This window comes from Ureibacillus sp. 179-F W5.1 NHS (assembly GCF_045369345.1).
GTDB lineage: Bacteria > Bacillota > Bacilli > Bacillales_A > Planococcaceae > Ureibacillus > Ureibacillus halotolerans.
Window position 1 is genome coordinate 1 of sequence record NZ_JBIQFG010000045.1, and the last position, 24,688, is coordinate 24,688.

A 24,688-nucleotide genomic window follows, 5' to 3' on the forward strand; every position below is an offset into this window, starting at 1 on the left:
CTTTGTCGAAAAATATTTTTTTAACACGTGATCAATGGTTCAAACCGTTGGTACAACAACATTTATAGAGGGAGGTTTAAATTTGGAGTGTTGCATGTGTGAAAAAGAAATTGATTTAGAGAAAAAAGGCAATTATGAATACGATAATTTTGGGGATTTATGGTGTAAAGGATGTATGGAAGAAGAAATGAATCGAGAAATCGATTTGGAGGGAATAATAAATGATTAATAGAGTTGTACTAGTTGGGCGACTTACAAAGGATCCTGAACTCCGTTATACACCTTCTGGAGTTCCAATGACAAGATTCACTCTTGCAGTTAATCGCACATTTAAACAAGAAGGACAACCTGAAGCGGATTTCATTAGTTGTCTAGCATGGAGAAAACAAGCTGAGAATCTAGCAAATTACATGAAGAAAGGTAGTTTAATTGGAGTTGAAGGGCGTATTCAAACTGGTAGTTTTGAGGGACAAGACGGCAAAAGGGTATATACAACTGATGTAGTAGCAGATAGCATTCAGTTTTTAGAACCACGCTCAAACAATTCAGATGGCTCATATTCGGTTTCAAACTATCAACCTAGTGCAAATTATCAATCACAGCCACAAATGCAAAATATGGGGCAATACGGTGGTCAAACATATCAACAAAATTACACAAGAGTAGATGAAGATCCATTTGCTAGTAGCAGGGGGCCAATTGAAGTAAGTGGGGATGACTTACCATTTTAAAGGAGGATAAACAATGATTGAAAAACTATTTAAAGCAAAATTCACGACCACTGGTAAAACAATTGAACAACTTAAAGCAGAATACACGGATTTTCTGCCATCAGACGAAAAATTACAAGCACTTCTTGAGGCTTACCAGAACTTAGATGGTGTTGAAGTAATAGTGTATGAACGGAGATTCGTTGGTGAAGAAAATTACGGCGTTTTTGCATGGGATGAAAGTGATAAATCAATCGATGATAAGATTCGCGATTTCATTTATCAAGCAGAGCAAGATGACATGTTTGGTTCATACATCGACGATCGCGAAGAGTTTCTAGCAGATTGGGAATCTGGAAATTATAGTCCGTCGGGTTCCTTAGTTTTTGAAAAATCAGATATAGAAATTATCGAAGAATTGAAGAAAGGGGTTTGATTATGAATCTACAAAAATTATTCGAAGCACAGCAAGTACTAGATGAACACATCATGAATGAGCACCCAGTACAAGAAAATGAAAATCGATTGGAGAAAAAGATTCTTGCCTTACAAGTTGAGTTAGGTGAATGTGCAAATGAATGGCGAGGGTTTAAGTTTTGGTCAAAAGACCGGGAACCGAGAACGAAAGTACCTTTTGTAGGTTGGGGAGAGCCTTACAAAAATTCTTTACTTGAGGAATACGTCGATGGCTTACATTTCGTTATGAGTATTGGCATTGATTTAATCGAAAATCCCGACGACCTAAAATACACGCCATATCATTATGAAGAATTTAACGAAAAGAATATTATTAATCAATTTAACAATGTTTATGGCTATATTGACTTGTTATATGATACTGAAAGTGATTGTGAATGGTATGAGGTTATGAATCATTATTTAGGTTTAGGCGTTATGTTAGGTTTTACCCAAGAAATGATTGAACAAGCTTACTTTGAGAAAAACCAGATCAATCATCAACGGCAGAATCATGGGTATTAATTAAAATGGAGGTTTTTTAATGAAATTTCATCATGCTAAACATTTATTGCGTAAAGCGTTGAAAGAACAAAAAACGATCCAGGTAGAAAAGTTAAAAGAAATCTTACAATCCATGCATTTTAGTATAGATACGCTGGATTACGAAATGAAAATCGTTAAGACGAAGGACGGTAAACCAACAGTTATCGAATACGGTGGACAACGATTTGTAAAAGATTTCGGGAAAAGGGGTAAATAAAGGGAGAAATAAAAATTGAAATGTCAATATTACACATAGTTATCTTATAAATATCTTATGTGTAATGTATTGGAGGGTAATATGGGTGTCATAAATAAACCATTAAGATTAATAGCTTGTGAGAAACAAAAACTGCTGTGGCAACTTCATTGTCAGGAAATTTGTATTACTCGAACTGATAGATCGAATGAACCTTGTGATGGTTGTCCAATATATAGCAAGCTCTTAAAAATTGGAGAGATATTCAATTCGACTGTAAGAGAAAGAATTGAGGTAGAAGAGTGAGGTGATAATACTTCATACGAACTAAGAAAGTGGTGGAATCATGAATAGCTATGTTGAGGCTTTACTTAAAGATTTGGAAACAAGTGATATAAGTGACCAAGAAAAAGCGTTGTATGAAAAAGAAATAGAGCGATACATTAAGCACAGGGAACTGCGATTACAAGAGAAGCTTCGAAAACACCAAGGAGGTGTATTAGTTGCTTTCACAAATGAATCTGTACGAGGTACTAGGATTAGAAAGTGATCCGGTATATAAAAAAATTAATGGTTTGAAAGAAAATGAAGAAGTTAAAATTGAATCATTTAACATTAGAAAAACGGACAAGTTTTACGAAGTTGAAAGTGAGGAACTTCATGAAGGATTTAAAACAAAGGAAAAATGTTATTTCTTTATTAGTTCAAAGTTACAAACAGTATAAAAAATAGAAAGGATTCAGTTGCATTAACACTTATTTTTACCACAACCACAATAATTTACGACAAATAAAAAAGCCGTAGCAGCAACTACGACTCTCACTCTCTTGCTATAACTCGACATTATTATTATAGCAGGAGAGTGGTTGAATGGGCAAACAACTACAAGATTTGCAAGATGGAATTTACTTAGTGAAAGATGGGCAAATGAAAAAGGTGCAAGCACCAACAACAGGTTTCGGTAAAACTATAATTAGTTGGGAATCAAATAAACCAACTAGAGCAGTACACGAATGTAGCGAAAAATTATAAGTCTATCGGAACAACCGAGGACATCGAATTTTGAGAGTATGGGCACTCTCATGATTTGATGTCCTTTTTATTTTGTGAATAGGGGAGAGTATATATGACACTCACATTACAGGAGCAGCTAATTAAAAATGGACTTGCTATTAAACCAATGAAGAAGAGAAAGAAAAAAAGTAAATCGCAAAATTTTAAAGAGAAGTTAAGCAAAAGAGAAATTGAGGCGCTAATGGGAATTAATAGAGACATTTATAAACGTGTAAAAGGTTCATTTCGAAAAAAATAATTAAGTTAGGCAGGTGCAGTATAAGTGATTGATTTATTAAAAGAATATCAAGCTAGTTTAATTTTCACAGAGGATAAGCTGAGGGAAATACAAAAGCAAATTCGATTTTATAAAAAGCAAAAACATTTAAATTCCACTGGGAAAGAACATCTACTTATGCTGCAGCATGATGAAAGAATATTAAATGCTGCTTTAAGAACTATTAACTTTACTATCGAATGGTTAGCAACAGGTCGGCAACCAGGACTGATGAGAGGAATTGAAAGAAGAGCAGTATATCAAAGAGAAATGAAAAGTGAAAGAAATGTAATACATTTCAAAAGCTACGATCAATATAGTCACGATATTCCATCATCAGATGAAATAGAGGACGATACTTATAAATCTCAAATTGCAAAAGAAATTGTAGCCTCTCTAACAAAGAGACAAAGAGAGATATTAGAACTCTACTCACAGGGCTTTACTTGTGAGGAAATAGGGCAGATGTTGGGTATCACAAAACAAGGTGTATGGAAAACGATTGATGCTTGTAAAAAGAAAATTGAAGGCGAAGGGTGGGTAATGTCATGAGATATGTTGAACCAATCCGAGAGACAGACTGGTTAGAAGAATTTTTAAATTATTTTAAGAAAAATAATATGCGAGATTATGTAATGTTTATGGTTGGAATCCATACGGGTTTACGTATATCAGATATTTTGCCGTTAAAGAAAAGGGATGTGTTAGGAACACATATAATGATTTTCGAAAAAAAGACCGGGAACCAGAAGCGAATTATTATTCCACGTCCATTACGAAAGGTATTAGATGAGTATATAAGAAATTTACGAAACACTGATTACCTATTCGCAAGTCAGAAGAAAACAGATACAGGGAAACAAAAGCCTATAGATCGCACTAGAGCTTACCGTATTTTACAAGAAGCTGCAGAAGAAATTGGTTATCCAGAACCAATTGGCACTCACTCAATGCGAAAGACTTTCGGCTATACTTTTTATTCAAAATATAAAGAAGTAGCATCGCTGATGAAGATATTTAATCACTCGAAGGAAACAACAACACTGTTTTATATAGGTGTTGGCCAAGACACGTTAGATGAAAAAATCGCAGGGTTGTATAAATGAAAATATTAGGAGGCTCGAACAATGTTTAAAAAATTTAAAGAACGATTACTAGTAAATATGGGAATAAAAAAACTAAATACAACAATAGATTGGGTTCCACCATTTGAATCAGAATATATTCAAATAATTAAACAATCTAGTAATACCAATATTCGTATTTTAACAACAGATACAGCACGAGCTCGGTTCTTAATAGGTGAATCAAAGAAACTAGGATTCGACATTATAACTCCTGATGTTCAATTCAGCTATTTTGAAGACATAGATGAATTGATTGTGGACCAACCAAAATTAGTTATCGAAAAGTTAATAGGCAAAAAGGTGAGGGTTTAATCGTTGAGTATTAGAGAGTTGCCTTAACATCATTAGAACTTGGAAATCAATCACTAAAATTATATAATTATAGAAATTATTATAATAAAAAGGTGGTTGATCATTTGCCTCAAGTTGATTTATCTTTTATGCCAGAAGGTGCAGAAGTTATTGGTAACCATATACTGATTATAGGAATAATAATGGTCTTGGTTGTTGTAGCACAATTAATGATTTATAAGTTAATCCGAATGCCAAGATGGTTAGAGAATATTATGTTTACATGTGTAACAATTGGAGCTTTTGCTTTAGTTATAGTAAGTATATATATCCCAGGAATTGCTACAAAGTTGGGTTTAAATTAAGAAGAAGTATTAAGTCGCGCTCATTAAGAGTCGCGGCTTTTTTATGCCCAATTTTAGTAAGATGTTCAATTTACTTTTATAAAAAAATACTTGCACCCACAACTATATAACACAACATAGTTTTAAAATTGTGCGTTTTTAAATAAATATTTTTTAAAATACAGTAATACCAAGAATGCAACGGCAAAAATAAAACGCAACAGAATAATAGATATGTTGTGTTATAGGGTGCAAAGGTTGACGAATGCCACTTATAAGTGAAAGGAAAAAACGTTTTGAGCTATGAAAGGAAGCGTTAAAGATGATTAGTCAGAAACGTTTTAACGAGCTTATGAGATACATTCATGAGGGTAATCTCATGAAGTTTTATAAGTCTCGTGAGTGGATGAAGCTTAGACTTCAAGCTCTTGAGCGTGACAATTATGAATGCCAAGAATGTAAACGCAAAGGTAGGTATCGCAGAGCACAGTGTGTTCATCACTTAAAAGAAGTTAAAGTGGTTCCGATACTAGCCTTAACTCTTAGTAATCTAGAAAGCTTATGTAACTCTTGTCATAACAAGATGCATGATCGTTATGGGACAATCATGGGCCAACAAGGAAAAAGATTTGTTAACGAAGAGAAATGGTAAACCAAAAACAATTTTTTACCCCCCTTAAAAAAATTCGGCTTTTTTTCGGGGGACAATTCAACGGAGGGGGGCGATGGGAAAAGTTATTTTTTCATTTCCTCACGTGAGTTCGATTTGCATACAAGTTGCAACTAGTAGTTAGGGGTGCAAGGTGGTGGAGAGATGGAAAAAAAGAATCATGAACAAGCATTAATCGATTATAAAAAAGGTTTGAAATACAAGGAAATTGCGGAAAAGTACGATGTATCTATTAATACAGTGAAAAGTTGGCATCGACGTTATGATTGGGCCAAAAAAATTACTGAAAATGATGAAGATGAAGAACAAAATAGTAATGAATTGCACACAAAAACGGTGAAAAATGAAAAATACAAACGCACCCGTAAAAATATTGAAGCTAGTTTACGGAAGCAATTGGAAGAAAACGGGATAGTACAAGCTCACTATAGCGATTTAATAAATGATTATATGTCTTTATGGGATGTAAAAAATAGATTGATCGCAGATATTGAAGAACGTGGAGTAACGGTTTTAGTGGTAAATGGTCGTAGTGTTAATAAAAAGAAGAATGATAGCGTGACGGAGTTGAACAAAACCAATGCACAAATGTTAAAACTTCTTAGTGAGCTAGGCTTAGATGCTTCAAAAGTAGAAAAGCCAGGTGGTGATGATGATGGTGACGACGTGTAATTCACATGAATTCATAGATACGTATTTTGATTTAATTGAATCTGGGAAAGTGGCTGCCTGCGAAGAACAGTTTCTTCTAAAAGATTACATCCTTAAAATACTGGCTCGTGACGATGTGTATATTAACCACCAAATGGTTAATGATAGCGTTGAGATACCAGCAAAGTATTTTCCATATAAACTATTTGACTGGCAGAAGTTTGTGAATGTTTTTATATTCGGTCTACGTTGGAAATCAGATGATTCATTAGTATTCGATAGGTACCTTCTTTATATGGGGCGTGGTGCTGGTAAAAATGGATTCTTTTCATGGGATTCTTTTTTTATGATGACAAAGCAGCATGGAATACCAAATTATCATATTGATATTGTGGCAACATCAGAGACGCAAGCAAAAACGTCATTTGAAGATGTATATAACGTATTGGAAGAGAAAGCAAACTTAAAAAAATTGAAAAATGCTTTCTATCGTTCAAAAGAAAAGATTCAAAATAACGCGACAAAAAGCACGTTGACTTTTAATACATCAAATGCTCGAACTAAGGATGGTAAGCGTTCAGGGTGTGTTGCGTTTGATGAAGAGCATGAATATAAAGATTACGAAACTATCAAAGTTTTCACTTCCGGTGGGGGTAAAATAAAAGATTATCGGGAATTTCATATGTCTACTGATGGGAAAGTTCGAGGAGGCCCGTTAGATGATTTAAAAGATGAAGCACGTGCAATCTTACATGGTGAAATTGGAATTGAGGAATCTTCTTTATTTCCGTTTATTTGTAAATTAGATGATCCTAGCGAGGTTGATGATTTTAAAAATTGGGAGAAGGCAAATCCTTCATTACCATACAACGTTAATTTACAACGCAAAATGAAAAAGGAATATAGTCAAATGCAACGAAACGCTGCTATTCGCATTGAGTTTATGACAAAGAGAATGAATTGCCCAGTTGAAGATACTCGTTTTGAAGTTGCCTCATATGAGGATCGTTTAGCTACAGATCAACCGGTTCCTTTTGACAAATTAGAAGGTCTTGATACTATCGGTGGAGTAGATTTTGCAGATGTTCGAGATTTTTGCTCAGTTGGATTGTTAGCCAAATACAATGGGAAACGTTATTGGTTACACCATACGTTTATTCACCAAAAAGCATTAGAATTACAAGACATTAATAAGGATATTGTACAGATTGCTCTGGATAAAGGACTTGCAGAAATAGTTTATGGTAAGTCCATTCCACCAGAAAAAATAGTATCTTGGTTTGTTAAACAAGCAGAAACATTTTATATAAAGAAAATCTCTTTAGATACTTATAGAGCCACGATACTAGGTCCAGCACTTAAAGAGGCAGGATTTGAAGTAGAAGTCTGTCGTACAGGAAAATTTACGCACTCTAAAATATCACCATTAGTTGATGATATGTTTATTAATCAAACATTAGTTTTTGGCGATGATCCATTAATGAGATGGTATGTCGGAAACGTTTATGTGGATTATCTGGATAATCAAAACAAAGAATACAAAAAAATAGATCCTGAAAAGCGAAAAACGGATGGTTTTTTCGCTTTTTTACATGCACTGAATTTTGACTCTGAATTAGAGGACTATGGAGACATTGATTATGAATCTTTAGCAGAATTCAAACCAATTGTTATTTAGAAAGGGGGGTACCTTGTCAATGTTTGGATGGCTAAAAAATTGGAATCCATTTTCGTCAAATAAAGATTTAATGAACATTGTTGTACAACTTACAGTAGCAGATTCATATAAACGACTAGCAATAGATGCATGTGTAAATTTAATTGCTGATGCATTTGCAAGATGTGAGTTTAAAACAATGGAAAATAACAAATCGGTGAAAAAAATTAACTATTATCTAATGAATGTAGCGCCTAACCAAAATGAAAATGCAGTTGAATTTTGGAAAAAGATAATCTACAAACTCTATTACGATAATGAAGTATTAGTAATTCCTCAAAAAGGAATGTGGTATATTGCTGATAGCTTTGACAAAGAGGAATATGCATTTAAAGAAAATACCTACTCTGGTGTTTCAATAGGAGATTTGAATTTAAATAATTCTTATAAAGAAAGCCAAGTATTCTATTTCAAACTAAATAACGAAAATGTGATGAATGTTATTAATACACTGTATTCTGATTACGGTTCTCTCATTTCGTCGGCTAGAGATATTTATAAGAGATCAAATGCTAAAAGATTAGTCTTAAAAGGTGATTTTTTAAGACCACAAAATGACAAACGGCAGGAACAGATTAATGAGATGCTTACAGCTCAATTTAAACCTTGGTTGGAAGCTAATAATGCCGGAGCTATTTTTCAATTACAGGATGGTTACACACTAGAAGATTTAAGCGGTAATGGAAAAAGTGGGGCAAATAAAAATGATAGTCGAGATGTTCGTAATTTAGTAGATGATATATTTGATTTTGTTTCATCAGCGTTACATGTGCCACGGGGACTAGTGAAAGGTGACGTTGTGAACGTAAAGGAGCTAGTCAATTACTTTTTAATGTTTGGGCTACTACCATTAATCGATTTGATTTCAGCAGAAGTTAATAAAAAATGGTACAAACAAGAAGAGTATCTAACCGGCAATTATATAAAAATTGATGCTACGAATATTAAAGTTACTGATCTATCAGAACAAGCTGCGGGACTCGATAAATTATTCGCAATTGGAGCAATATCAATTAATGATATTATTGAGCGTATCGGCGGTGAAAGAATTAATGAACCATGGGCTGATAAACGATATGTCACTAAGAACTATGCGGATGCATCTGCACCAGGAGGGGGTGAGGAAAATTGACGAAACGGCGTTTTAAAAACAATCCGTACAGCAATCCGTACGGACAACAACATATTACAAATCAGTTTGAAGCATCAGCTTCTGAAAATGTTGCGAAACTAATTATTTATGGTGATATAGGTGAAGGTTGGTGGGATGATAATTCAACATCAGCGAACGATATAGAGAACGCTTTAAAAAGCATTGATGCCAACGAAATTCATGTACACATTAACTCCCTTGGTGGAGATGTATTTGACGGTATTGCTATTTATAACCTTTTAAAAAACCACGATGCAAAAGTTATTATCCATATAGATGGTGTTGCAGCATCGGCAGCTTCTTTAATAGCCATGTCTGGTGATGAAGTGATTATGAATACGGGTTCTATGATCATGATTCATGAGGCATCAACATGGGTTTGGGGTACCAAAACCGATATTCAAAAAACATTGAATGCATTAGAAGGTATTGATAAATCCATTGCCAATATTTATATGACTAGATTCAAAGGTGAAAAAGAAGATATAGAAAAACTCATCGTTGCTGAAACTTGGTTTACAGATGAAGAAGCCGTAGAAGTAGGTTTTGCAGATAGTGTTGGAAATACAACTCAGTCAGAAGAAGAGGAAGAAGAAGAACTAGATCCGTTAGAAGTAAAAAATAGCATTCTTGCAAAATTCCGAAATAAAAAACCAGAGCAAAATGAAAAACAAAATGAAAAACAAAATATTCTTAATAAATTCAAGCGCAACTCAAACGAGTAGCGTTTTTTATTTTAAAAAAATAGGAGGGCAATTAATATGCCAGGAATTTTAAACCCAGATCAAAATATTCAAGCACAAAATGAAATGAAGTCTAATATCGTTGCAGCATTACAAGAGGGGGACACAGAAAAATTTGCAAATGCTCTTGTGGCTCTTGCAGGTGGCATTCAAAACCAAATATTACAAGAAGCACAGTCATTAGTTACAAACGAAATGAGCGATTCTCGTATCTTAGCTGAGCGCGGTATTCGTCCATTAACTTCTGCAGAACAAAAGTATTACAATGCTGTTATTAACAATGAAGGTTTTGGCGGAGTTGAAGAGCTTGTACCTGCGACGGTAATTAACCGAGTATTTGATGAATTAGAGCAATCTCATCCTTTATTACAAGCAATTACGTTTGTAAATACAACAGGTGTAACTAAATGGATTACTAAAAATGGTGATGTAAACCCAGCTTTCTGGGGTAAATTAACAGACGCAATCAAGAAAAAACTTGATAACGGTTTTAATGTTGTTAATACAAATATATATAAATTATCAGCTTATTTGCCAGTAGCTAAATCAATGCTGAACTTAGGGCCAGAATGGTTAGATAAATATGTTCGCGCGGTATTAGTAGAAGCTTGTAATATCGCTTTAGAAACTGCTATTGTTTCGGGTACTGGTAAAGATGAACCAATTGGAATGATTAAAGATTTAAATGGAGCGGTAGTAGATGGTGTATATCCTGATAAAACAGCAACAGCATTATCAGATTTAAAACCAAAGTCACTTGGTAAAAATGTGATGTACCCTCTTACTAAAAACGGTAAAAGAAAAGTGAGTAATGTCATTTTAGTTGTTAACCCTGCAGATTATTGGGAAAAACTATTCCCTGCTACAACAGTTTTAACAGCAGATGGAAATTATGTTTATGGGGTATTACCAATTCCGGCAACAATTATAGAATCTGTTGCAATGCCGGTTGGTAAAATGGCAGCGGGAGTTGCAGCTGATTACTTCCTTGGTGTAGGTTCTTCTCAAAAAATTGAATATAGCGATGAAGTGAAATTTATCGATGACGAACGTGTTTATGCTACAAAAATGGAAGCTAATGGGTTCCCTGTTTCAAATGATAGCTTCCTAGTATTTGATATTTCCGGTATTGGTACAGAAACATCTGCGACACCTGAAACAGTTTAATTTCTGAGGGGCTTATGCCTCTCTATTTTCAATTTAAGGAGGAAAATAAATGTCAATAAAGGTTGTAACACCATTTAATGATAAAGAAACAGATCATGTTTATCGTGTAGGAGATGAATACCCAGCAAAGGGATTTGAAGCTTCATCTGAACGTATCGAGTTTTTATCTAAGCCACACCCAGAAACCAAGAAGGTTTATTTGTTTGTAGAAGAAAATCAATCTAAGAAGGATTTAAAATCAGATGTCGACAATGAAGAGGAGTTTCCTCAATCAACTGGCGGTGGTTGGTACCTACTTTCCAATGGAGAGAAAATTCAAGGTAAAGAAGAAGCTCTAGCAGCCGAAAAAGCGTTGAAAAGCGGTGAATAATCATGACGGTAACTCTTGATGAACAATTACTACAAGAGCTAAAAGATAATTTACAAATAACTTGGAACGATGAAAACACCAATAATACTCTTTCTCGTTATATTAAAAGCAGCACAACCTATTTTAATGAACTTTGCGAGACTGAGTTTTCCTTTGATGAAGGTTCTACGGAACGTGAATTAATGTTAGAACGCTGCAGATACGCATGGAATAATGCTCTTGATGAATTTGAGATTAATTATGCTAAGCGTTTACGAAGTTTAATTTTAAGTGTAGCTGTTGAACAACATGTGGCTGCCATCGGAACAGGTGATTCAACTGGTTAATAAGGTATTACGCGAAACTTTTAACGATGGAATACTAATATATGGTCAGAACAAAACAAAGCTATCTAATACGAAAAAGCAAATCGGAAAGGAATTTATACAAGAAGGAACATTAGCTTTTTCTGAATTGTCGGCACGTGAACAAGATTACTCTTTTGTAGATGCGATGAGTAGAACGTTAGATTTAAAGCTTAAAACAATGTACCCACCTGTTTTAAGAGGTAAATTATCAAATGATTATACAGTCCGTATCGATAATGTTGAATACAATACAGTGAAAATTGATAGAGATTCAAATAATCCCTACTTATATTGGTATTTACAGAGAGTTGGTGTAGTAAATGAATGATAAAACCAAAGCGTATATGATGAAAGTAAAAAAAGAACTGGTAGAAGCTTTGGAAAATGCGTTCCCTAATTTACCGATTTACGAAGATGAAGTACCTGATGATGAGACTCAAAAATATGATGACAACCCTTATCATTTATTAGTGTATTCGATGGGTGACTTTACAAAAGGTGAAAACACCAGTAATTCATTAACTCAATCCATCACAATCATTTATTACTCAGAAAACAGAGACGACTTTGACGAAACAATTATCGATATACTTGGTGTTGCAGTAAATGTCAAAAGCATTACATTTAGTGATTGTACTAAAGCTAGAGCAAGACATGCTGATACAAATCGCTTTGTAGACATAGCAAATATCGAGTTGAATAGGGTGGTTAAACTTGAGTATCAAATATGAATTTGATTATCGAGAGTTTAAAGAAATAGCTGAGAAAATGAAAAATCTCGGGCGCAGTATGGAAAGAGAAATTAACACCATTTTAAAGAAAGATGGTGAAGAAATACTCGCTCCTGAAATCACACAATTAATAAAGACATCAGATAAGGAAAAAGGTGTACATGCTAATCGAACAAAATGGTATAAGGCTGAGTTTGGAAATTTAGAAATTACTATAAAAGCAAAAGGGGGAGCAGCAAATAAACCTGGATCATTCGGTTATTTAGTTTTCCCAAACGAAGGACGAGGCCCGAGTAATCATGTTGCTCAAAAATTCTTTGAACGTGGTGTTAATAAGGGGTTACCTAAATTAACAGACATTACTCAAAATAAATTAATAGATAAGTTGGAGGAGGTACTTTAATGCCTGTTACAGTTTTTGATACAACGGACATTTCACATGCCGGCATTCGTTTCAAACAATCCGGCGGAACATATGGAGAAGGAACAGATTTTGGATTGGTTGGAACTATGGAAGGAGAGGGAGAAGTTCAATCAGTTCAAAAAATGCAAGGAGCAAGAATTATTAAGCAAAAATCAAAAACAACTAAAATCGCGGTTACTGTATCTGGACATATTCCTGTTCAAGTAGCACGTGATTATTTTGGAATGACTAATGAAAAATTAAAAGCGGGAGTCTATTCAGCGGGTATAAATACTCTTGGCAAGGATTTTATATTTACGGTAACTGCTGTTGATGATTTTGAAGGAAACAAGAAATTAATGGCATTTCCAAATTGTTCAAATAGCGGAGGTTTTAAAATCACCCCTTTAGAAGCGGCGGTAGAAGAAGTGGCCATGTTGGAACTAACATTTGATTCACTTCCAGATTCAGCAGATCAATTTTACTATGAAGCTATCGTAGCAGATACAACGGACCCAACATTAGTAGAACAGTGGCATACAAACTTTAGTCGTGAACTAGTCGAATTAGTAGAAACAGTTTAAAAATTAAAAGCTCACTTTTAGTGGGCTTTTTTTAATTAGAAGGAAAAGGGAGATGTCTATATGATTGGAAAACGAAAATTACCTGTTGTGGAATTATTCGATGTTGAAGTTAAGGAAGAAAACGGTGAATTTTTCGAGGAGAAAACAAATAAAGAACGATTTCCTCTATTTTTTAACAACCACTCATTAAAAGTAGGTCGAGAGTATGGAATCCTTGAAAAAGCGCTTGAAAGTGAGTTGTTAGAAATGATTTCAGCAATGGGAATAGAAGCAGCAACCAAAGGTGAACTTTCTGCAGCTGAAGTAGTTTTAGTCAAAGATAAATTAGATAAAGATCACATGAAAAATGTTATTTACTTAGGATATGTTGGACCAAGAAATGATTTTTACGATCTAGAAACATTTAAAAATAAATACAATGCTGATTTTGAAGAAGTACTAGATACTTACTTGAATTTATTAATGTACAACTTTTCAAAAGACACAAATAACAATTTCAAAAAGGCACTAGAACAAGCAACTGAAAAACAAAAGGGAAAAAAGTAGTTTCTCCAAAACTCACATTTGAGTGTTTGGAGGATTTTTTTGTTTGGTGCACAGTTGCGCTTGAAATTAAAGAGGAAGTATTTTGGAAAGCACCATTCCCAAGTTTAAATCGAATTATTGAAAATACAATCGCAGTTAAAGGATGGATGAATCACCCTAAAACGATATAAAGGCGGTGAGAATAATGGCAAAAAGCCCAGAAGCAAAAATAACTGTCAAAATGTTTAACGATGATTTCAAAAAAAGTTCTAAAGAGCTACAAGCTGAAACATCTAAGTTAAACCGTGATTTTAAATTACAGCAAGAACAAATGAAACTAACTTCTTCTGAGAGTGAAAAACTAGAGGCAAAGTTGCAATTTTTAACTCAAAAGCAAGATATTGCAAGGCGTTCAGTGGAGCAAGCTGAAACTGCATACGAACAAGCGAAACAACTATTTGGAGAAAATTCCGATGCTGCTCAACAAATGGCCAAAAATCTAACGAATGCCCAAATAGAAGAGCAAAAACTTGTTAATCAAATCACCCAAACAAATCAAAGTTTAGAAAAACAAAAACTTAGTACTCTTGATTTAAAAGCTGAAGTTTCTAAGTTGGATGCAGCCTTTCAATTACAACAAGAACAAATGAAGCTAACTGCTTCCGAAACGGAACGATTAGAATCTAGCATACAGTTTCTAACCCAAAAGCAAGATTTAATGAAACGTTCGATTGAACAAACGGAATTAGCCTATCGCCAAGCTAGCGAATCATTTGGAGAAAATTCAAAAGTTGCTCAAGATCTTGCTCAAAAGTTAGCAAGTGTTAGAGTTGATGAACAAAAACTTGCCAATGAAATTGCACAAACAAATCAGAAGCTCGCCGAACAAAGGGGAGAGGCAGATAAAACTGCGTCAAAACTTGATAAATTAAAGCGAGGTTTAAGAGAATTAAAGGATGCTTCTAAAGATGCTGCAAAAGAAATAGGTTCTGGGTTAGCTGCAGGAAGTGCAACTATTACTGCAGGTGTTGCAGGACTTACAACAGGGATGGCCGATACCAATAAGGATCTATCTATGTTAGAAGTCCAAATAGGCAAGGTTGGATTAGCCTTAGACGATATTTCTGGAGCCCGTGTTGCCTTTGACTCTGTAGGTCAAGAAACCGATCAAGTAACTGAAGCGATGGGGAACTTAATACAAGCCGGTTACAAAACAAAAGATCAAATAACTGGAATATCAAAGGCGATTTCAGGAGCAATTGTAGACTATGGTGATACGTTTACAGCAGAAGGTTTAGCAGAGAGTATTACTACTACAACACAATTAGGGGAAGTAACTGGTCAATTAACAGACTTACTTGAAAAAGAAGGAGTTAATGTAGACGACTTTAATAAAAAAATGGAGTCCTTTTCATCTGCAGAAGAACGCGCGAATTACATTTCTCAACTATTAGCTGACCAGGGATTAACTGCAAGTTATGAAAAATACTCGGAAAATAACCAGGCAATAGTTGAAGCATCTTCATCTCAGATAGCTTTTACGGATGAACTGAATAAATTATCCGAAACACTTACCCCGTTAGTAACAAAAGTAACTGAAATTATAACAAAAATTGTAGAATGGGCGAATGAAAATCCAGAACTAGTAACTACTATAACGATTGTTGCAGGTGTGATAACTACACTCGTAGCGGTATGTATGGCATTAGCCCCTATATTTGTTACTTTAGGTGGTGTTGCTGCTGCCTTAGGTGTAAGTATAGGTGCAGTAGGTGCTCCAGTACTCATAGTAATCGGTGTAATTGCTTTATTGGTGGCAGCCGGTGTTTATCTTTACCAAAATTGGGATACCATCATAGAAAAGGCGGGTCAACTAAAAGATTGGCTTCTAGAAAAATGGGAACAAATAAAGACTGCAGTTATAAATAAAATTAAAGAACTGATAACTGCTGGGGCATTAAAGTTTACAGAATTTTACACAAACACACGAGATAAATTCATTTCTACAAAAAATGCTATTACAACTTTTATTACGGAAGCAAAGGAAAAAGCGCTGAATAAAATTGTTGAATTGAAAGATGGATTTGTAAATAAGGCAACAGATATAGTGAATAAAGCACGAGATAAATTTAATGAAGTCAAGAAGTTTATTACTGATCCGATAGAGAAAGCAAAAGACACGGTATCGGGTATTGTTGACGACATTAAGGGATTTTTCGATGGATTAAAATTGAAAATTCCTGATATTGATTTACCTAGTTTACCTAAATTTACTTTAGAGACTTCATCAAAAACTATTATGGGTAAGAAAATAACTTATCCAACTGGATTTGATATTAAATGGAATGCCTTAGGTGCTGTTTTTACAAAACCTACTATTGCAGGTATTAACAATGGCGTTTTACAAGGATTTGGAGAAGCTGGACCAGAGGCTGCATTACCACTAACGGATAGAGTTTTAGGTGCTATCGGAGCAGGTATTTCTGCAACAATGAATAGGGGTCCACAAGTTATTCAATTATTAACAGCCGATAAGCGTGTAATCGCAGAATGGATAGCAGATGATATTACGGATGTTCAATCGTTTAGACAAAATAGGTCAATTTCATTTAGAAAGTAGGTGAAACAATTGCAAGGTTTATATTCTTTTAGTTTCGGCGGAATTAAAAAAGACTGGATTTATCTAGAGGACGATAGCACCGAACGTTCAGCATGGGCTCCCATTTCAAGAAATTTACTAACTATTCCAGGTAAACCCGGTGCTTATTTGCAAAATACCACCACGAATGTGAGACCTATTAAACAAAAAATTTTCTACGATGGTAAAACGCGTGAGGATTTACGTAAACTTGAGGAGGAATTGGCTGAATGGTTGATTACAGAAGAACCGCAAGAACTGATATTTGATGATGAGCCTGATCGTGTTTATTATGCTCTTGTGGATGGTAGTTTTGATATTTCGGAATTTCTTGAAATAGGAGAAGGTACCATTTCTTTTATTTGTCCAGATCCTTATAAATATAGCGACGAAAGAATAATTAACTTTCCATCCGATAGCGTTTCGTTTAGAAGTGAAGGTACAGCAGAAGCTGATCCAATATTTGAATTAGAAGTTTTACAACCAGTAACATTTGCTATGGTTCAAAATCAAGATAATGAATATATGTTAATCGGTGCCCCTGCAGATGTGAATACGCAAATTGTGGACACCAAAACTCTATTGTTAGAAGAAACGGGGACGACCATTGGTGAATGGACAACGGCTACAAGTGATATGGAAGGTGGCTCACAAGGTACAATTGGCTATGATGGTGCGGGTATAACTGCTCCATCATATGGAACAGGTACAGGGTTTCATGGCCCATCTGTCTACAAAGAGGTGCCTTTAACCGGTGATTTCGAAATTGAATTACGTGGTCAATTATATACGGATAATGTAAACCAAACGGGAAGGTTTGGTTTTTATTTATTTGATGATGAAATGAGAGAAATTGCAATAATGACTGCAGTTGATAATTCGATTTATGTTGAGAGGAAATTGGCTGAGGGTCGTATTGGACCGTTTATTGGCGATTTCAAAAATTACCTAATTAGTTCCCGTAATTACCAAAAAGAATGGGATAACTTTCCGGCTTATATGCGTTTACAACGTATCGGAGACAAATATACATTTTATGTAGCTCGTGTCTTAGGTGACGGAAAACATATGGACCCTTTAACAGCTAGCTGGACAGTGACAGAGGATAAATTTAGAGGGAAATTAAAATATGTCGGTATTTTCATAGACAAATATGGAACTACAGCTTCACCGCATACGAATCGTATTGATTATATAAAAGCGTACGCTCTTACTGAACAAAAAATTGAACAAATACCGTTTATTGCCTATACAGGGGATGTTATTACATTTGATCATACTACTTGTGACATTTTAATTAATGGGGAAAGTCGCATGGATTTAAAAGACTTTGGCGCTAATTTCTTTAAATTGAAGAAGGGCACAAATGAATTATATGTATTACCTGATATGTCATTAAGAACAAAGGTTAGATTTAAGGAGAGATATAAATGATACACATAACAGATGGAGAAACAGGCAAGATACTCTCTTTTATCCCTTTGGGGGATTTTTGGAATGATATACACTCAAAATCTTTAAAAGATAATCAAGAAACCTATGATTTTACAACATTTGCGGATAGGAAATACTCTGAATTTTTAACAGATCGAAATCGAGTTGTTATTCCAGATGAAGATAACAATTTCATAGAGTTAATTATAGAAAACTCACGTGAATATCGTTCAAATAATGCTCTATATACACAAGTTTATACAACAGCTTCCTACCTTCAATTAAAAAAGGCAAAGGTAATAGAACCGCAAACTTTTAAAGACCAAACAATTTCTACTATAATGGCACATACTTTAGCAGGCACTGAATTCCAGGCAGGTATTTTAGAGGGTATGGGTACTAGAACATTTGTTGTGGAGGACTATACCAATCCTTATGCCTTTATAAATACAATAGCGAATGAGTTTAGCTTAGAAAAAAGATTTCGTATTGTTGTTAATAACAATAAAGTGGTAGCCAGATATGTGGATTTGTTAAAACGTGAAGGTGAATGGAGAGGGCGAGAAGTAGAGTTTGGAAAAGATTTAATTGGTATTGAACGCAAAGAAGATAATTCAAATATCGTTACTGCTCTGTTAGGGATTGGACCGGAAAAAGAAGATGGTACAAGGTTAACTGCACTTGTCACAGATGATGAAGCACTTCAACGATGGGGAAGACCTGACCCTGATACTGGTAAACTTATGCATCTCATTGAACCTTATGAACCAACTACTTCAAACAGTGACATGACATTAGACGAATTAACTCAATACACTCGTACAGAGTTAGATAAACGAATTAATACAATTGTAGAGTATAGTGGTGAAGTTGCTGATTTAGAACATATACCAGGTCTTGAAAATAAAAAGATTCGTTTTGGTGACACTATAAAAATTAAGGATACAAAATTTAAACCACCTCTATATCTTGAAGCTCGAGTTCATACTATGGAACGTTCCTTGAGTGATAAATCTCAGAAGAAAGTTACTTTAGGAGATTTTATTGAATATACAGAAGAAGATGTTAAAGCAATTTGGAAATCGTTACAATCTGAAATTAATAAGAAGTTAACTTACATTTGGGTACGTTATTCTCAATATCCAGACGGGAGTGGCATGACAGAGGACTCTACAAATGCGAGCTATATGGGGGTTGCAATTACTAAAACAGATGCAGCGCCTGAAAACCCCGAAGATTATACTTGGACTTTAATTAAAGGAGAAAAAGGAGAGGATGGCACCTCTTCTTATACTCATATTGCTTATGCTGACAACGAAACGGGAACAGTCGGATTTACTTTCACGAATACGTTAAGTAAAGCGTATATCGGAATGTATGTCGATTCTAACCCGGTAGCATCTACTGATCCAACTAAATATAAGTGGACTTTAGTTAAAGGTGCCGATGGGTCACAAGGTATTCCTGGACCCCCTGGGGAAGATGGGCGCACACCATATTTCCATGTAGCCTATGCAAACAATGCAACGGGAACAGTAGGTTTTAGTACAACAGATAGTACAAACAAACTCTATATCGGGCAGTATACAGACTTTATAAGTGCAGATAGTACAGACCCAACCAAGTACAAGTGGACATTGATAAAAGGTGAAAAAGGAGACCCGGGTCCACAGGGTATTCAGGGGCCACCAGGAGAGGACGGTCAAACGCTCTATACCTGGATAAAATACGCTGATACGCCGACAAGTGGCATGTCAAACTTACCTAATGGTAAAAAGTACATGGGTATTGCTTACAATAAAACTACACCTACGGAATCAACCAATTACGCTGATTACACTTGGACACTAGTAAAAGGTGAGCCAGGTATTCCAGGACCACCAGGGGAAGATGGAACAACGACATATACGTGGATAAAATACGCCGACGATGATAAAGGTACCGGTATGTCGGATTCGCCCGACGGCAAACGTTATTTAGGACTTGCCTACAATAAAACAACACCAACAGAAAGCAACAATCCGTCAGACTATAGTTGGTCTCCTTTATACGATAATGTGATTCCAGGCGGAAAAAACTATTTACGCTATTCAGATTTCAATACAACTCATGGATGGACAGCATGGAACAGAAGTGGTACTTTATCGGTCGCATCGGTTCCAGGATTTCCCAACGATTTATTAAATCAAACAAGAGATAGTGAAGTCCCAGCAAATTCAGCGATAGGTGTACACAATTCGAGCATATCAGAACAAGGGTTTTCCGTTGTTGGAGGTAAAGATTACACAGTGAGTTACTATATTCGTGCTAGAGGATTAGTAAGCATGAATTATTGTTACTTGTTATATAACGATGATGGTAGCAATCAATTGTTGCCGACGGTTAAGTTTGAAGATTGTCCAATAGTTAAATTGAACGGTTACGACTATCATTATGTAACCCACTATTTTAAAGCAAATAGAGATGGCACTGGTGTAAGGTTACTAATCGGGGGACGTTCTGATGCTTTATATGGACTTGAAACAACAATTCCATATTTTTATCTTAATCGCCCACAACTGGAAGATGGTAACGTGGCGTCACCGTGGGGATTGGCTCAAAAGGACGTAGAAGAAAAGATCGCACAAGCCGAGCAAAACGCCAAAGATGCTTCAGTTGGGTTAGGTATCTTATATAACGGCTTTAAAGTAACAAAAGAAGAAGGTTTGGAAATTGCGCTCTCTAATAGTTTGGTTAGAACTATTGCAAACGCAACTGGTGGTTTTAAGATTCAAAGAAGGGCAACTACTTCTTCACCATGGACAGACGTTTATTACGCTGATACAAATGGTAGATTATACACCATAGATGGGGTTTTCATGGGTGAATTGAGGGCTGCAACGGGAACATTCGGAGAGGTTAGTGTAAAAGATGGTGACTTTATTCTTCAAGATAATAATAGTAATTTAGGTTATTCCATCGCTTCTAAAACTAACCATGTTCAAGATCATTCCTTTGAATTAGTAGAACAACATGATGCACTTCCTAATAGCGATGATTTGAAATATAGTTGGGATGATATGTATTTTGGATTTTACCCGAATACACCTTGGTACATTACCAGAGGAACGCCGAAATTAGCCGTTAGTTTTGGACCGAGTGGGAAAGGTTCTATGCCGATTTTCGGCTCTAAAGGGGTTTGTGTACGCTCTACGGATGCCATGGCACAACAAATACACACCCTATCACCTTCTTCAGTATATGCGCTATCTTTCTATGCAAAAAGACAATGGAATGTATCTGCCGGGGCTATTCCTAAAGTTGATATTTATCATGTAGATGCAGCAGGTACAAGATTATCGTTAATTGCTAGTAAAACGTTCACTGCTGTTGCAAGTGATTATTCGGTGGAACGATATGGTCTTACATTTACAACTCCAGTGTTTGCTGATAATACAGAAGGAATTGAAATTGTACTTAGTGGAGCAAATGCAAACTGGGCACAGATAGATGGAGTTCAATTAATCGAAAACGATAAACCAGGTCTATACGATGAAGAAGCCAACGTGTGGAAAGTAGCGAATGGTCAATACGATGTTCTCAATAAACAAAGGGTGTTGTGGAATGGGGTGGCCTTTATGAATGCTTCAACGGTCATCACACCCGATGTACCATTACAAAAATGTCCGAACGGTTGGATATTAGTGTGGAGCGCTTATTCATCAGGTGCAGCAAACAACTGGAATTACGTTTATACCTATATTCCAAAGAGTAGATTAGGTAATCATACATTATGTACAGTTCCGGTTGATGAGGCAGATAGTAATGCATTTACGATTAAAGCATTAAGTATTACACATACCACAATTACTGGAGTAGCAAATAACCAAAGTGGTATAAATGCACAACAAGCAGTATTAAGACAAGTATTAATGTATTAGGTGGTGAGTATATGAGGGTTTTTTTGGATGTGAGTCCTGAAAACAATCGAGTACTGGGTTGGGGGTCAAGTCCAGTATCGCAAAATAGTATAGAAGTTGAAGTTGAGGATGATCATGATGTATTAGATCATCCTTCAAATTATGTATTTGTCGATGGAGAAATAATTTTAGATGAAGTATATCGACAACAACAAATTGAAGCCGAAGAATTGTTAAAAAACAAGCCAAAACCGGAACAGGAAATAGCAGATATGTGGTATGCCATTATGACGGGAAGTGTTAAGAATGCTTAATTTTACTAAGATAAAATACTTCTACATAGCAAAGCTATGGACGAAAGAACAAGTTGGTGATGCGGTAAAAGCCAATGTTATTACTGCGGAAGAATATGAACAAATTGTAAAAGAACCTTATACAGGTAGTATTTAACAAGCCTTTCACAATTGTGGAGGGTTTTTATTATGCAACAAGGACGGTGCCTAAATGATTCAAACAATTAATGATTGGTTGCCAATTGTAGGAGCTCTCTGTGGAGGTCTCTTGTTTATTTGGCGGATTACGTACAACTTAAATAAAAACATCCTTTTACTCAATGAAAATATCAAAGAATTAAATTCCACAACAAAAGAATCTAAAAAGAAAATCAACGATCACGAGATTCGTATTGTTGTCCTTGAAACAGTAACAGGTGTAAGAACAAAGGAGGAACATAAATATGAAAATTAATTGGAAGGTAAGATTACAAAGTAAAACATTTTTAGTTTCGGCATTTGCATTGGTATTATTACTGGTTCAACAAGTAGCAGACTTATTTGGATACGGATTATCAGCAGCGGTTAGCGAACAGGCTACCGCTATTTTTAATACTGTTTTATCAATTTTAGTGCTAATCGGTATTGTACAAGACCCTACTACAAGTGGATTAGGAGATAGTGAACAAGCTCTTGGTTACAACAAACCTAGAGACGATTTAGAGGAAGGTGAAAAATAATGGGACCAGTAGTGAAATTTCAACTCGATCCAGGGCATGGTGGAATTGACCCCGGTGCCGTAAAATTTGGACTCCAAGAAGATGACGTGAATTTAAAAGTAGCAAAATATGCAAAAGCAGAACTTGAGCAATATGAAAATGCAGAGGTACGTCTAACACGTACAACAGATACCACAGTAGATTTAAGCAAACGTGATGATTTAGCTGACAACTGGAGAGCTGATTACTTCGCTTCATATCATGTAAATTCAGGTGGTGGAGAAGGGTTTGAAACCTTTATTTATGATGGACCTGTTCAAAAAGAAACGAAAGCACTTCAAAACGCAGTGCATGATGAAGTATTAAAAGCTATCAAGCAATTTTATCCTGGTGTAAAAGATCGAGGCAAAAAACGGGCTAATTTATCAGTGTTAAGAGAAACGGAAATGCCTGCAGTATTAATCGAAAATTTATTTATAGATAATAAAGAAGAGAATGCATTATTAAAAGATGAAGCATTTTTAAAAGCAATAGGGGTAGCTAGTGCTACAGGGTTGGCCAAACAAGCGAAATTAAAGAAAAAAGTACAAGTTGCAAAAGCGACCGTAAAACGTAAACGTCACAATGTCCGTGTTTATTGGTTCCCATCCGCAACAAATTCAGGATTAGTAGCTTTGAAAAAGTATTTAGATAGCAAGAAATTAGACTACAAAGTCATGTGTACAAACGGGAAGTACATGCTTGAATCCTATTGGTACCCACAAGATTCTAAAGGGAAATATGAGTTAGAACAATGGTTATTGAAAAAAGGATTTAATTACGATATTCAGTTAGAAAAATAAAAAACAAAGACCAGGTATTCATTTAATTGTGAGCCTGGTCTTTTTTGTTTTCTATCACCTAATAGTCTATTAAGGACACATTTCTCAGATATAAGCATATGATATTACGAAGTATTTAGGAAAGGGCTGAATAGATGTATTATTATCCGTATGGTTATCCATACCATAACATGTACTACTGTAATTCTAGGATAAATAATTTTGGTGGAGAAATACATTACTATCCCTATAACAATGACATAATGGGAAGAAATCGTTTAAATTATTATCACCTCTTTAGTAATAGAACTAGTAATAGAATAGCTTTAAAAGACTATGGTAAAAATCCTTTTGTTATTAATATTAATGAAGCATCAGAGCAAAATAATAATTATCGTACTGTTTTATGGACGGGGGACCATTTACAGGTTGCATTAATGAGCTTGAATCCAGGAGAAGATATTGGACTAGAAATACATCCCGATGTTGACCAATTTTTACGTATTGAACAGGGGCAAGGAATTGTCCAAATGGGCAAAAGTAAAGATAACTTACCATTTAAAAGAAATGTATACGAAGATTCAGCTATAATGGTACCTGCAAAAACTTGGCATAACATAACAAACATAGGTAATACGCCACTAAAACTTTATACAATTTATGCTCCGCCTAATCATCCATTTGGAACTGTGCATACCACAAAAGCAGAAGCAATTGAATCTGAACATTAAAAATGGTAAATCAAAATTAAAACCGCCTTTCCAATGTTGAACTGACCCAAAAAAGTTAGACATATTTTGTTAGGCGGCTTCCAAGACCTTTGTTCGGTATTCTACCGGGCTTA

At 35.2% G+C, this 24,688-nt stretch carries 34 protein-coding genes; all 34 read left to right on the forward strand.

Annotation, left to right across the window (positions count from 1 at the left end; all coding sequences use genetic code 11):
* Positions 1-94 precede the first annotated feature (94 nt).
* The 34 genes from ACH0B5_RS15290 to ACH0B5_RS15455 all read left to right on the forward strand — a co-directional run bounded on the left by ACH0B5_RS15290 (position 95) and on the right by ACH0B5_RS15455 (position 24,575).
* Positions 95-229, forward strand: coding sequence for a hypothetical protein (locus ACH0B5_RS15290; RefSeq protein WP_406928058.1), 135 nt, complete (start codon positions 95-97; stop codon positions 227-229).
* Positions 222-731 carry a single-stranded DNA-binding protein gene (gene ssb, locus ACH0B5_RS15295; RefSeq protein ID WP_406928059.1) on the forward strand — a complete coding sequence of 170 codons (510 nt, stop codon included), beginning with the start codon at positions 222-224 and terminating at the stop codon, positions 729-731. Before ACH0B5_RS15290 ends, ssb begins: the two co-directional genes overlap by 8 nt.
* Before the next feature lie 13 nt (positions 732-744).
* Positions 745-1,146, forward strand: coding sequence for a hypothetical protein (locus ACH0B5_RS15300; RefSeq protein WP_406928060.1), 402 nt, complete (start codon positions 745-747; stop codon positions 1,144-1,146).
* Positions 1,147-1,148: 2 nt separating this feature from the next.
* Positions 1,149-1,691, forward strand: a complete 543-nt coding sequence (locus ACH0B5_RS15305; RefSeq protein WP_406928061.1) for a dUTP diphosphatase — start codon at positions 1,149-1,151, stop codon at positions 1,689-1,691.
* Between the two features lie 19 nt (positions 1,692-1,710).
* The gene (locus ACH0B5_RS15310; RefSeq protein WP_406928062.1) at positions 1,711-1,929 is read left to right on the forward strand and encodes a hypothetical protein; all 219 of its coding nucleotides are present in this window, start codon (positions 1,711-1,713) and stop codon (positions 1,927-1,929) included.
* Between the two features lie 482 nt (positions 1,930-2,411).
* Positions 2,412-2,633: a hypothetical protein gene (locus ACH0B5_RS15315; RefSeq protein WP_406928063.1), complete on the forward strand. Its 222-nt coding sequence runs from the start codon at positions 2,412-2,414 to the stop codon at positions 2,631-2,633.
* Positions 2,634-2,778: 145 nt separating this feature from the next.
* Positions 2,779-2,940 (forward strand): DUF3954 domain-containing protein, encoded by a 162-nt coding sequence (locus tag ACH0B5_RS15320; RefSeq protein ID WP_122971320.1) that lies wholly within the window; start codon positions 2,779-2,781, stop codon positions 2,938-2,940.
* Positions 2,941-3,034: 94 nt separating this feature from the next.
* A complete protein-coding gene (locus ACH0B5_RS15325) occupies positions 3,035-3,220 on the forward strand; it encodes a hypothetical protein (RefSeq protein WP_406928064.1) in 186 nt (61 codons plus the stop codon).
* Between the two features lie 24 nt (positions 3,221-3,244).
* On the forward strand, positions 3,245-3,790 hold the full coding sequence (locus ACH0B5_RS15330; protein WP_406928065.1) for a sigma factor-like helix-turn-helix DNA-binding protein: 546 nt from the start codon (positions 3,245-3,247) through the stop codon (positions 3,788-3,790).
* Complete coding sequence (locus tag ACH0B5_RS15335) at positions 3,787-4,344, forward strand: tyrosine-type recombinase/integrase (protein ID WP_406928066.1); 558 nt, start codon at positions 3,787-3,789, stop codon at positions 4,342-4,344. The genes ACH0B5_RS15330 and ACH0B5_RS15335 overlap by 4 nt, the downstream gene beginning before the upstream one ends.
* Before the next feature lie 21 nt (positions 4,345-4,365).
* Positions 4,366-4,677, forward strand: a complete 312-nt coding sequence (locus ACH0B5_RS15340; protein WP_406928067.1) for a hypothetical protein — start codon at positions 4,366-4,368, stop codon at positions 4,675-4,677.
* A gap of 104 nt (positions 4,678-4,781) precedes the next feature.
* A complete protein-coding gene (locus tag ACH0B5_RS15345) occupies positions 4,782-5,021 on the forward strand; it encodes a hypothetical protein (protein ID WP_406928068.1) in 240 nt (79 codons plus the stop codon).
* Between the two features lie 301 nt (positions 5,022-5,322).
* Positions 5,323-5,652, forward strand: coding sequence for an HNH endonuclease (locus tag ACH0B5_RS15350; protein ID WP_406928069.1), 330 nt, complete (start codon positions 5,323-5,325; stop codon positions 5,650-5,652).
* A 162-nt stretch (positions 5,653-5,814) separates the two neighbouring features.
* Positions 5,815-6,342, forward strand: a complete 528-nt coding sequence (locus tag ACH0B5_RS15355; RefSeq protein ID WP_341361526.1) for a P27 family phage terminase small subunit — start codon at positions 5,815-5,817, stop codon at positions 6,340-6,342.
* The gene (locus tag ACH0B5_RS15360; protein ID WP_406928083.1) at positions 6,326-7,999 is read left to right on the forward strand and encodes a terminase TerL endonuclease subunit; all 1,674 of its coding nucleotides are present in this window, start codon (positions 6,326-6,328) and stop codon (positions 7,997-7,999) included. Before ACH0B5_RS15355 ends, ACH0B5_RS15360 begins: the two co-directional genes overlap by 17 nt.
* 19 nt (positions 8,000-8,018) lie before the next feature.
* On the forward strand, positions 8,019-9,170 hold the full coding sequence (locus ACH0B5_RS15365; RefSeq protein WP_406928070.1) for a phage portal protein: 1,152 nt from the start codon (positions 8,019-8,021) through the stop codon (positions 9,168-9,170).
* Positions 9,167-9,916, forward strand: a complete 750-nt coding sequence (locus tag ACH0B5_RS15370; protein ID WP_406928071.1) for a head maturation protease, ClpP-related — start codon at positions 9,167-9,169, stop codon at positions 9,914-9,916. Before ACH0B5_RS15365 ends, ACH0B5_RS15370 begins: the two co-directional genes overlap by 4 nt.
* A 36-nt stretch (positions 9,917-9,952) precedes the next feature.
* Positions 9,953-11,101, forward strand: coding sequence for a phage major capsid protein (locus ACH0B5_RS15375; RefSeq protein WP_406928072.1), 1,149 nt, complete (start codon positions 9,953-9,955; stop codon positions 11,099-11,101).
* A 49-nt stretch (positions 11,102-11,150) separates the two neighbouring features.
* Positions 11,151-11,471: a hypothetical protein gene (locus ACH0B5_RS15380; RefSeq protein ID WP_406928073.1), complete on the forward strand. Its 321-nt coding sequence runs from the start codon at positions 11,151-11,153 to the stop codon at positions 11,469-11,471.
* Between the two features lie 2 nt (positions 11,472-11,473).
* The gene (locus tag ACH0B5_RS15385; protein ID WP_406928074.1) at positions 11,474-11,797 is read left to right on the forward strand and encodes a hypothetical protein; all 324 of its coding nucleotides are present in this window, start codon (positions 11,474-11,476) and stop codon (positions 11,795-11,797) included.
* Positions 11,760-12,146 (forward strand): phage head closure protein, encoded by a 387-nt coding sequence (locus tag ACH0B5_RS15390; protein WP_406928075.1) that lies wholly within the window; start codon positions 11,760-11,762, stop codon positions 12,144-12,146. The genes ACH0B5_RS15385 and ACH0B5_RS15390 overlap by 38 nt, the downstream gene beginning before the upstream one ends.
* The gene (locus ACH0B5_RS15395) at positions 12,139-12,549 is read left to right on the forward strand and encodes a hypothetical protein (RefSeq protein WP_406928076.1); all 411 of its coding nucleotides are present in this window, start codon (positions 12,139-12,141) and stop codon (positions 12,547-12,549) included. Before ACH0B5_RS15390 ends, ACH0B5_RS15395 begins: the two co-directional genes overlap by 8 nt.
* Positions 12,533-12,952: a hypothetical protein gene (locus ACH0B5_RS15400; RefSeq protein WP_406928077.1), complete on the forward strand. Its 420-nt coding sequence runs from the start codon at positions 12,533-12,535 to the stop codon at positions 12,950-12,952. The genes ACH0B5_RS15395 and ACH0B5_RS15400 overlap by 17 nt, the downstream gene beginning before the upstream one ends.
* Positions 12,952-13,536, forward strand: coding sequence for a phage tail protein (locus tag ACH0B5_RS15405; RefSeq protein WP_122973557.1), 585 nt, complete (start codon positions 12,952-12,954; stop codon positions 13,534-13,536). The genes ACH0B5_RS15400 and ACH0B5_RS15405 overlap by 1 nt, the downstream gene beginning before the upstream one ends.
* Positions 13,537-13,596: 60 nt before the next feature.
* Positions 13,597-14,082: a protein kinase family protein gene (locus ACH0B5_RS15410; protein WP_406928078.1), complete on the forward strand. Its 486-nt coding sequence runs from the start codon at positions 13,597-13,599 to the stop codon at positions 14,080-14,082.
* A 184-nt stretch (positions 14,083-14,266) separates the two neighbouring features.
* Complete coding sequence (locus tag ACH0B5_RS15415; protein WP_406928079.1) at positions 14,267-16,681, forward strand: phage tail tape measure protein; 2,415 nt, start codon at positions 14,267-14,269, stop codon at positions 16,679-16,681.
* A 9-nt stretch (positions 16,682-16,690) separates the two neighbouring features.
* Positions 16,691-18,133, forward strand: coding sequence for a distal tail protein Dit (locus tag ACH0B5_RS15420; RefSeq protein WP_406928080.1), 1,443 nt, complete (start codon positions 16,691-16,693; stop codon positions 18,131-18,133).
* The gene (locus ACH0B5_RS15425) at positions 18,130-22,053 is read left to right on the forward strand and encodes a phage tail spike protein (protein WP_406928081.1); all 3,924 of its coding nucleotides are present in this window, start codon (positions 18,130-18,132) and stop codon (positions 22,051-22,053) included. Before ACH0B5_RS15420 ends, ACH0B5_RS15425 begins: the two co-directional genes overlap by 4 nt.
* An 11-nt stretch (positions 22,054-22,064) precedes the next feature.
* Positions 22,065-22,346, forward strand: coding sequence for a hypothetical protein (locus tag ACH0B5_RS15430; RefSeq protein ID WP_406928082.1), 282 nt, complete (start codon positions 22,065-22,067; stop codon positions 22,344-22,346).
* On the forward strand, positions 22,339-22,482 hold the full coding sequence (locus ACH0B5_RS15435; protein WP_341361534.1) for an XkdX family protein: 144 nt from the start codon (positions 22,339-22,341) through the stop codon (positions 22,480-22,482). The genes ACH0B5_RS15430 and ACH0B5_RS15435 overlap by 8 nt, the downstream gene beginning before the upstream one ends.
* Positions 22,483-22,536: 54 nt before the next feature.
* Entirely contained in the window at positions 22,537-22,779 is a 243-nt protein-coding gene (locus ACH0B5_RS15440) for a hypothetical protein (protein WP_341361535.1), read from the forward strand.
* Positions 22,769-23,044 carry a phage holin gene (locus ACH0B5_RS15445; RefSeq protein ID WP_341361536.1) on the forward strand — a complete coding sequence of 92 codons (276 nt, stop codon included), beginning with the start codon at positions 22,769-22,771 and terminating at the stop codon, positions 23,042-23,044. Before ACH0B5_RS15440 ends, ACH0B5_RS15445 begins: the two co-directional genes overlap by 11 nt.
* Entirely contained in the window at positions 23,044-23,865 is an 822-nt protein-coding gene (locus ACH0B5_RS15450) for an N-acetylmuramoyl-L-alanine amidase family protein (protein ID WP_341361537.1), read from the forward strand. Before ACH0B5_RS15445 ends, ACH0B5_RS15450 begins: the two co-directional genes overlap by 1 nt.
* Positions 23,866-23,999: 134 nt before the next feature.
* A complete protein-coding gene (locus ACH0B5_RS15455) occupies positions 24,000-24,575 on the forward strand; it encodes a cupin domain-containing protein (protein WP_341361538.1) in 576 nt (191 codons plus the stop codon).
* Positions 24,576-24,688: the final 113 nt, after the last annotated feature.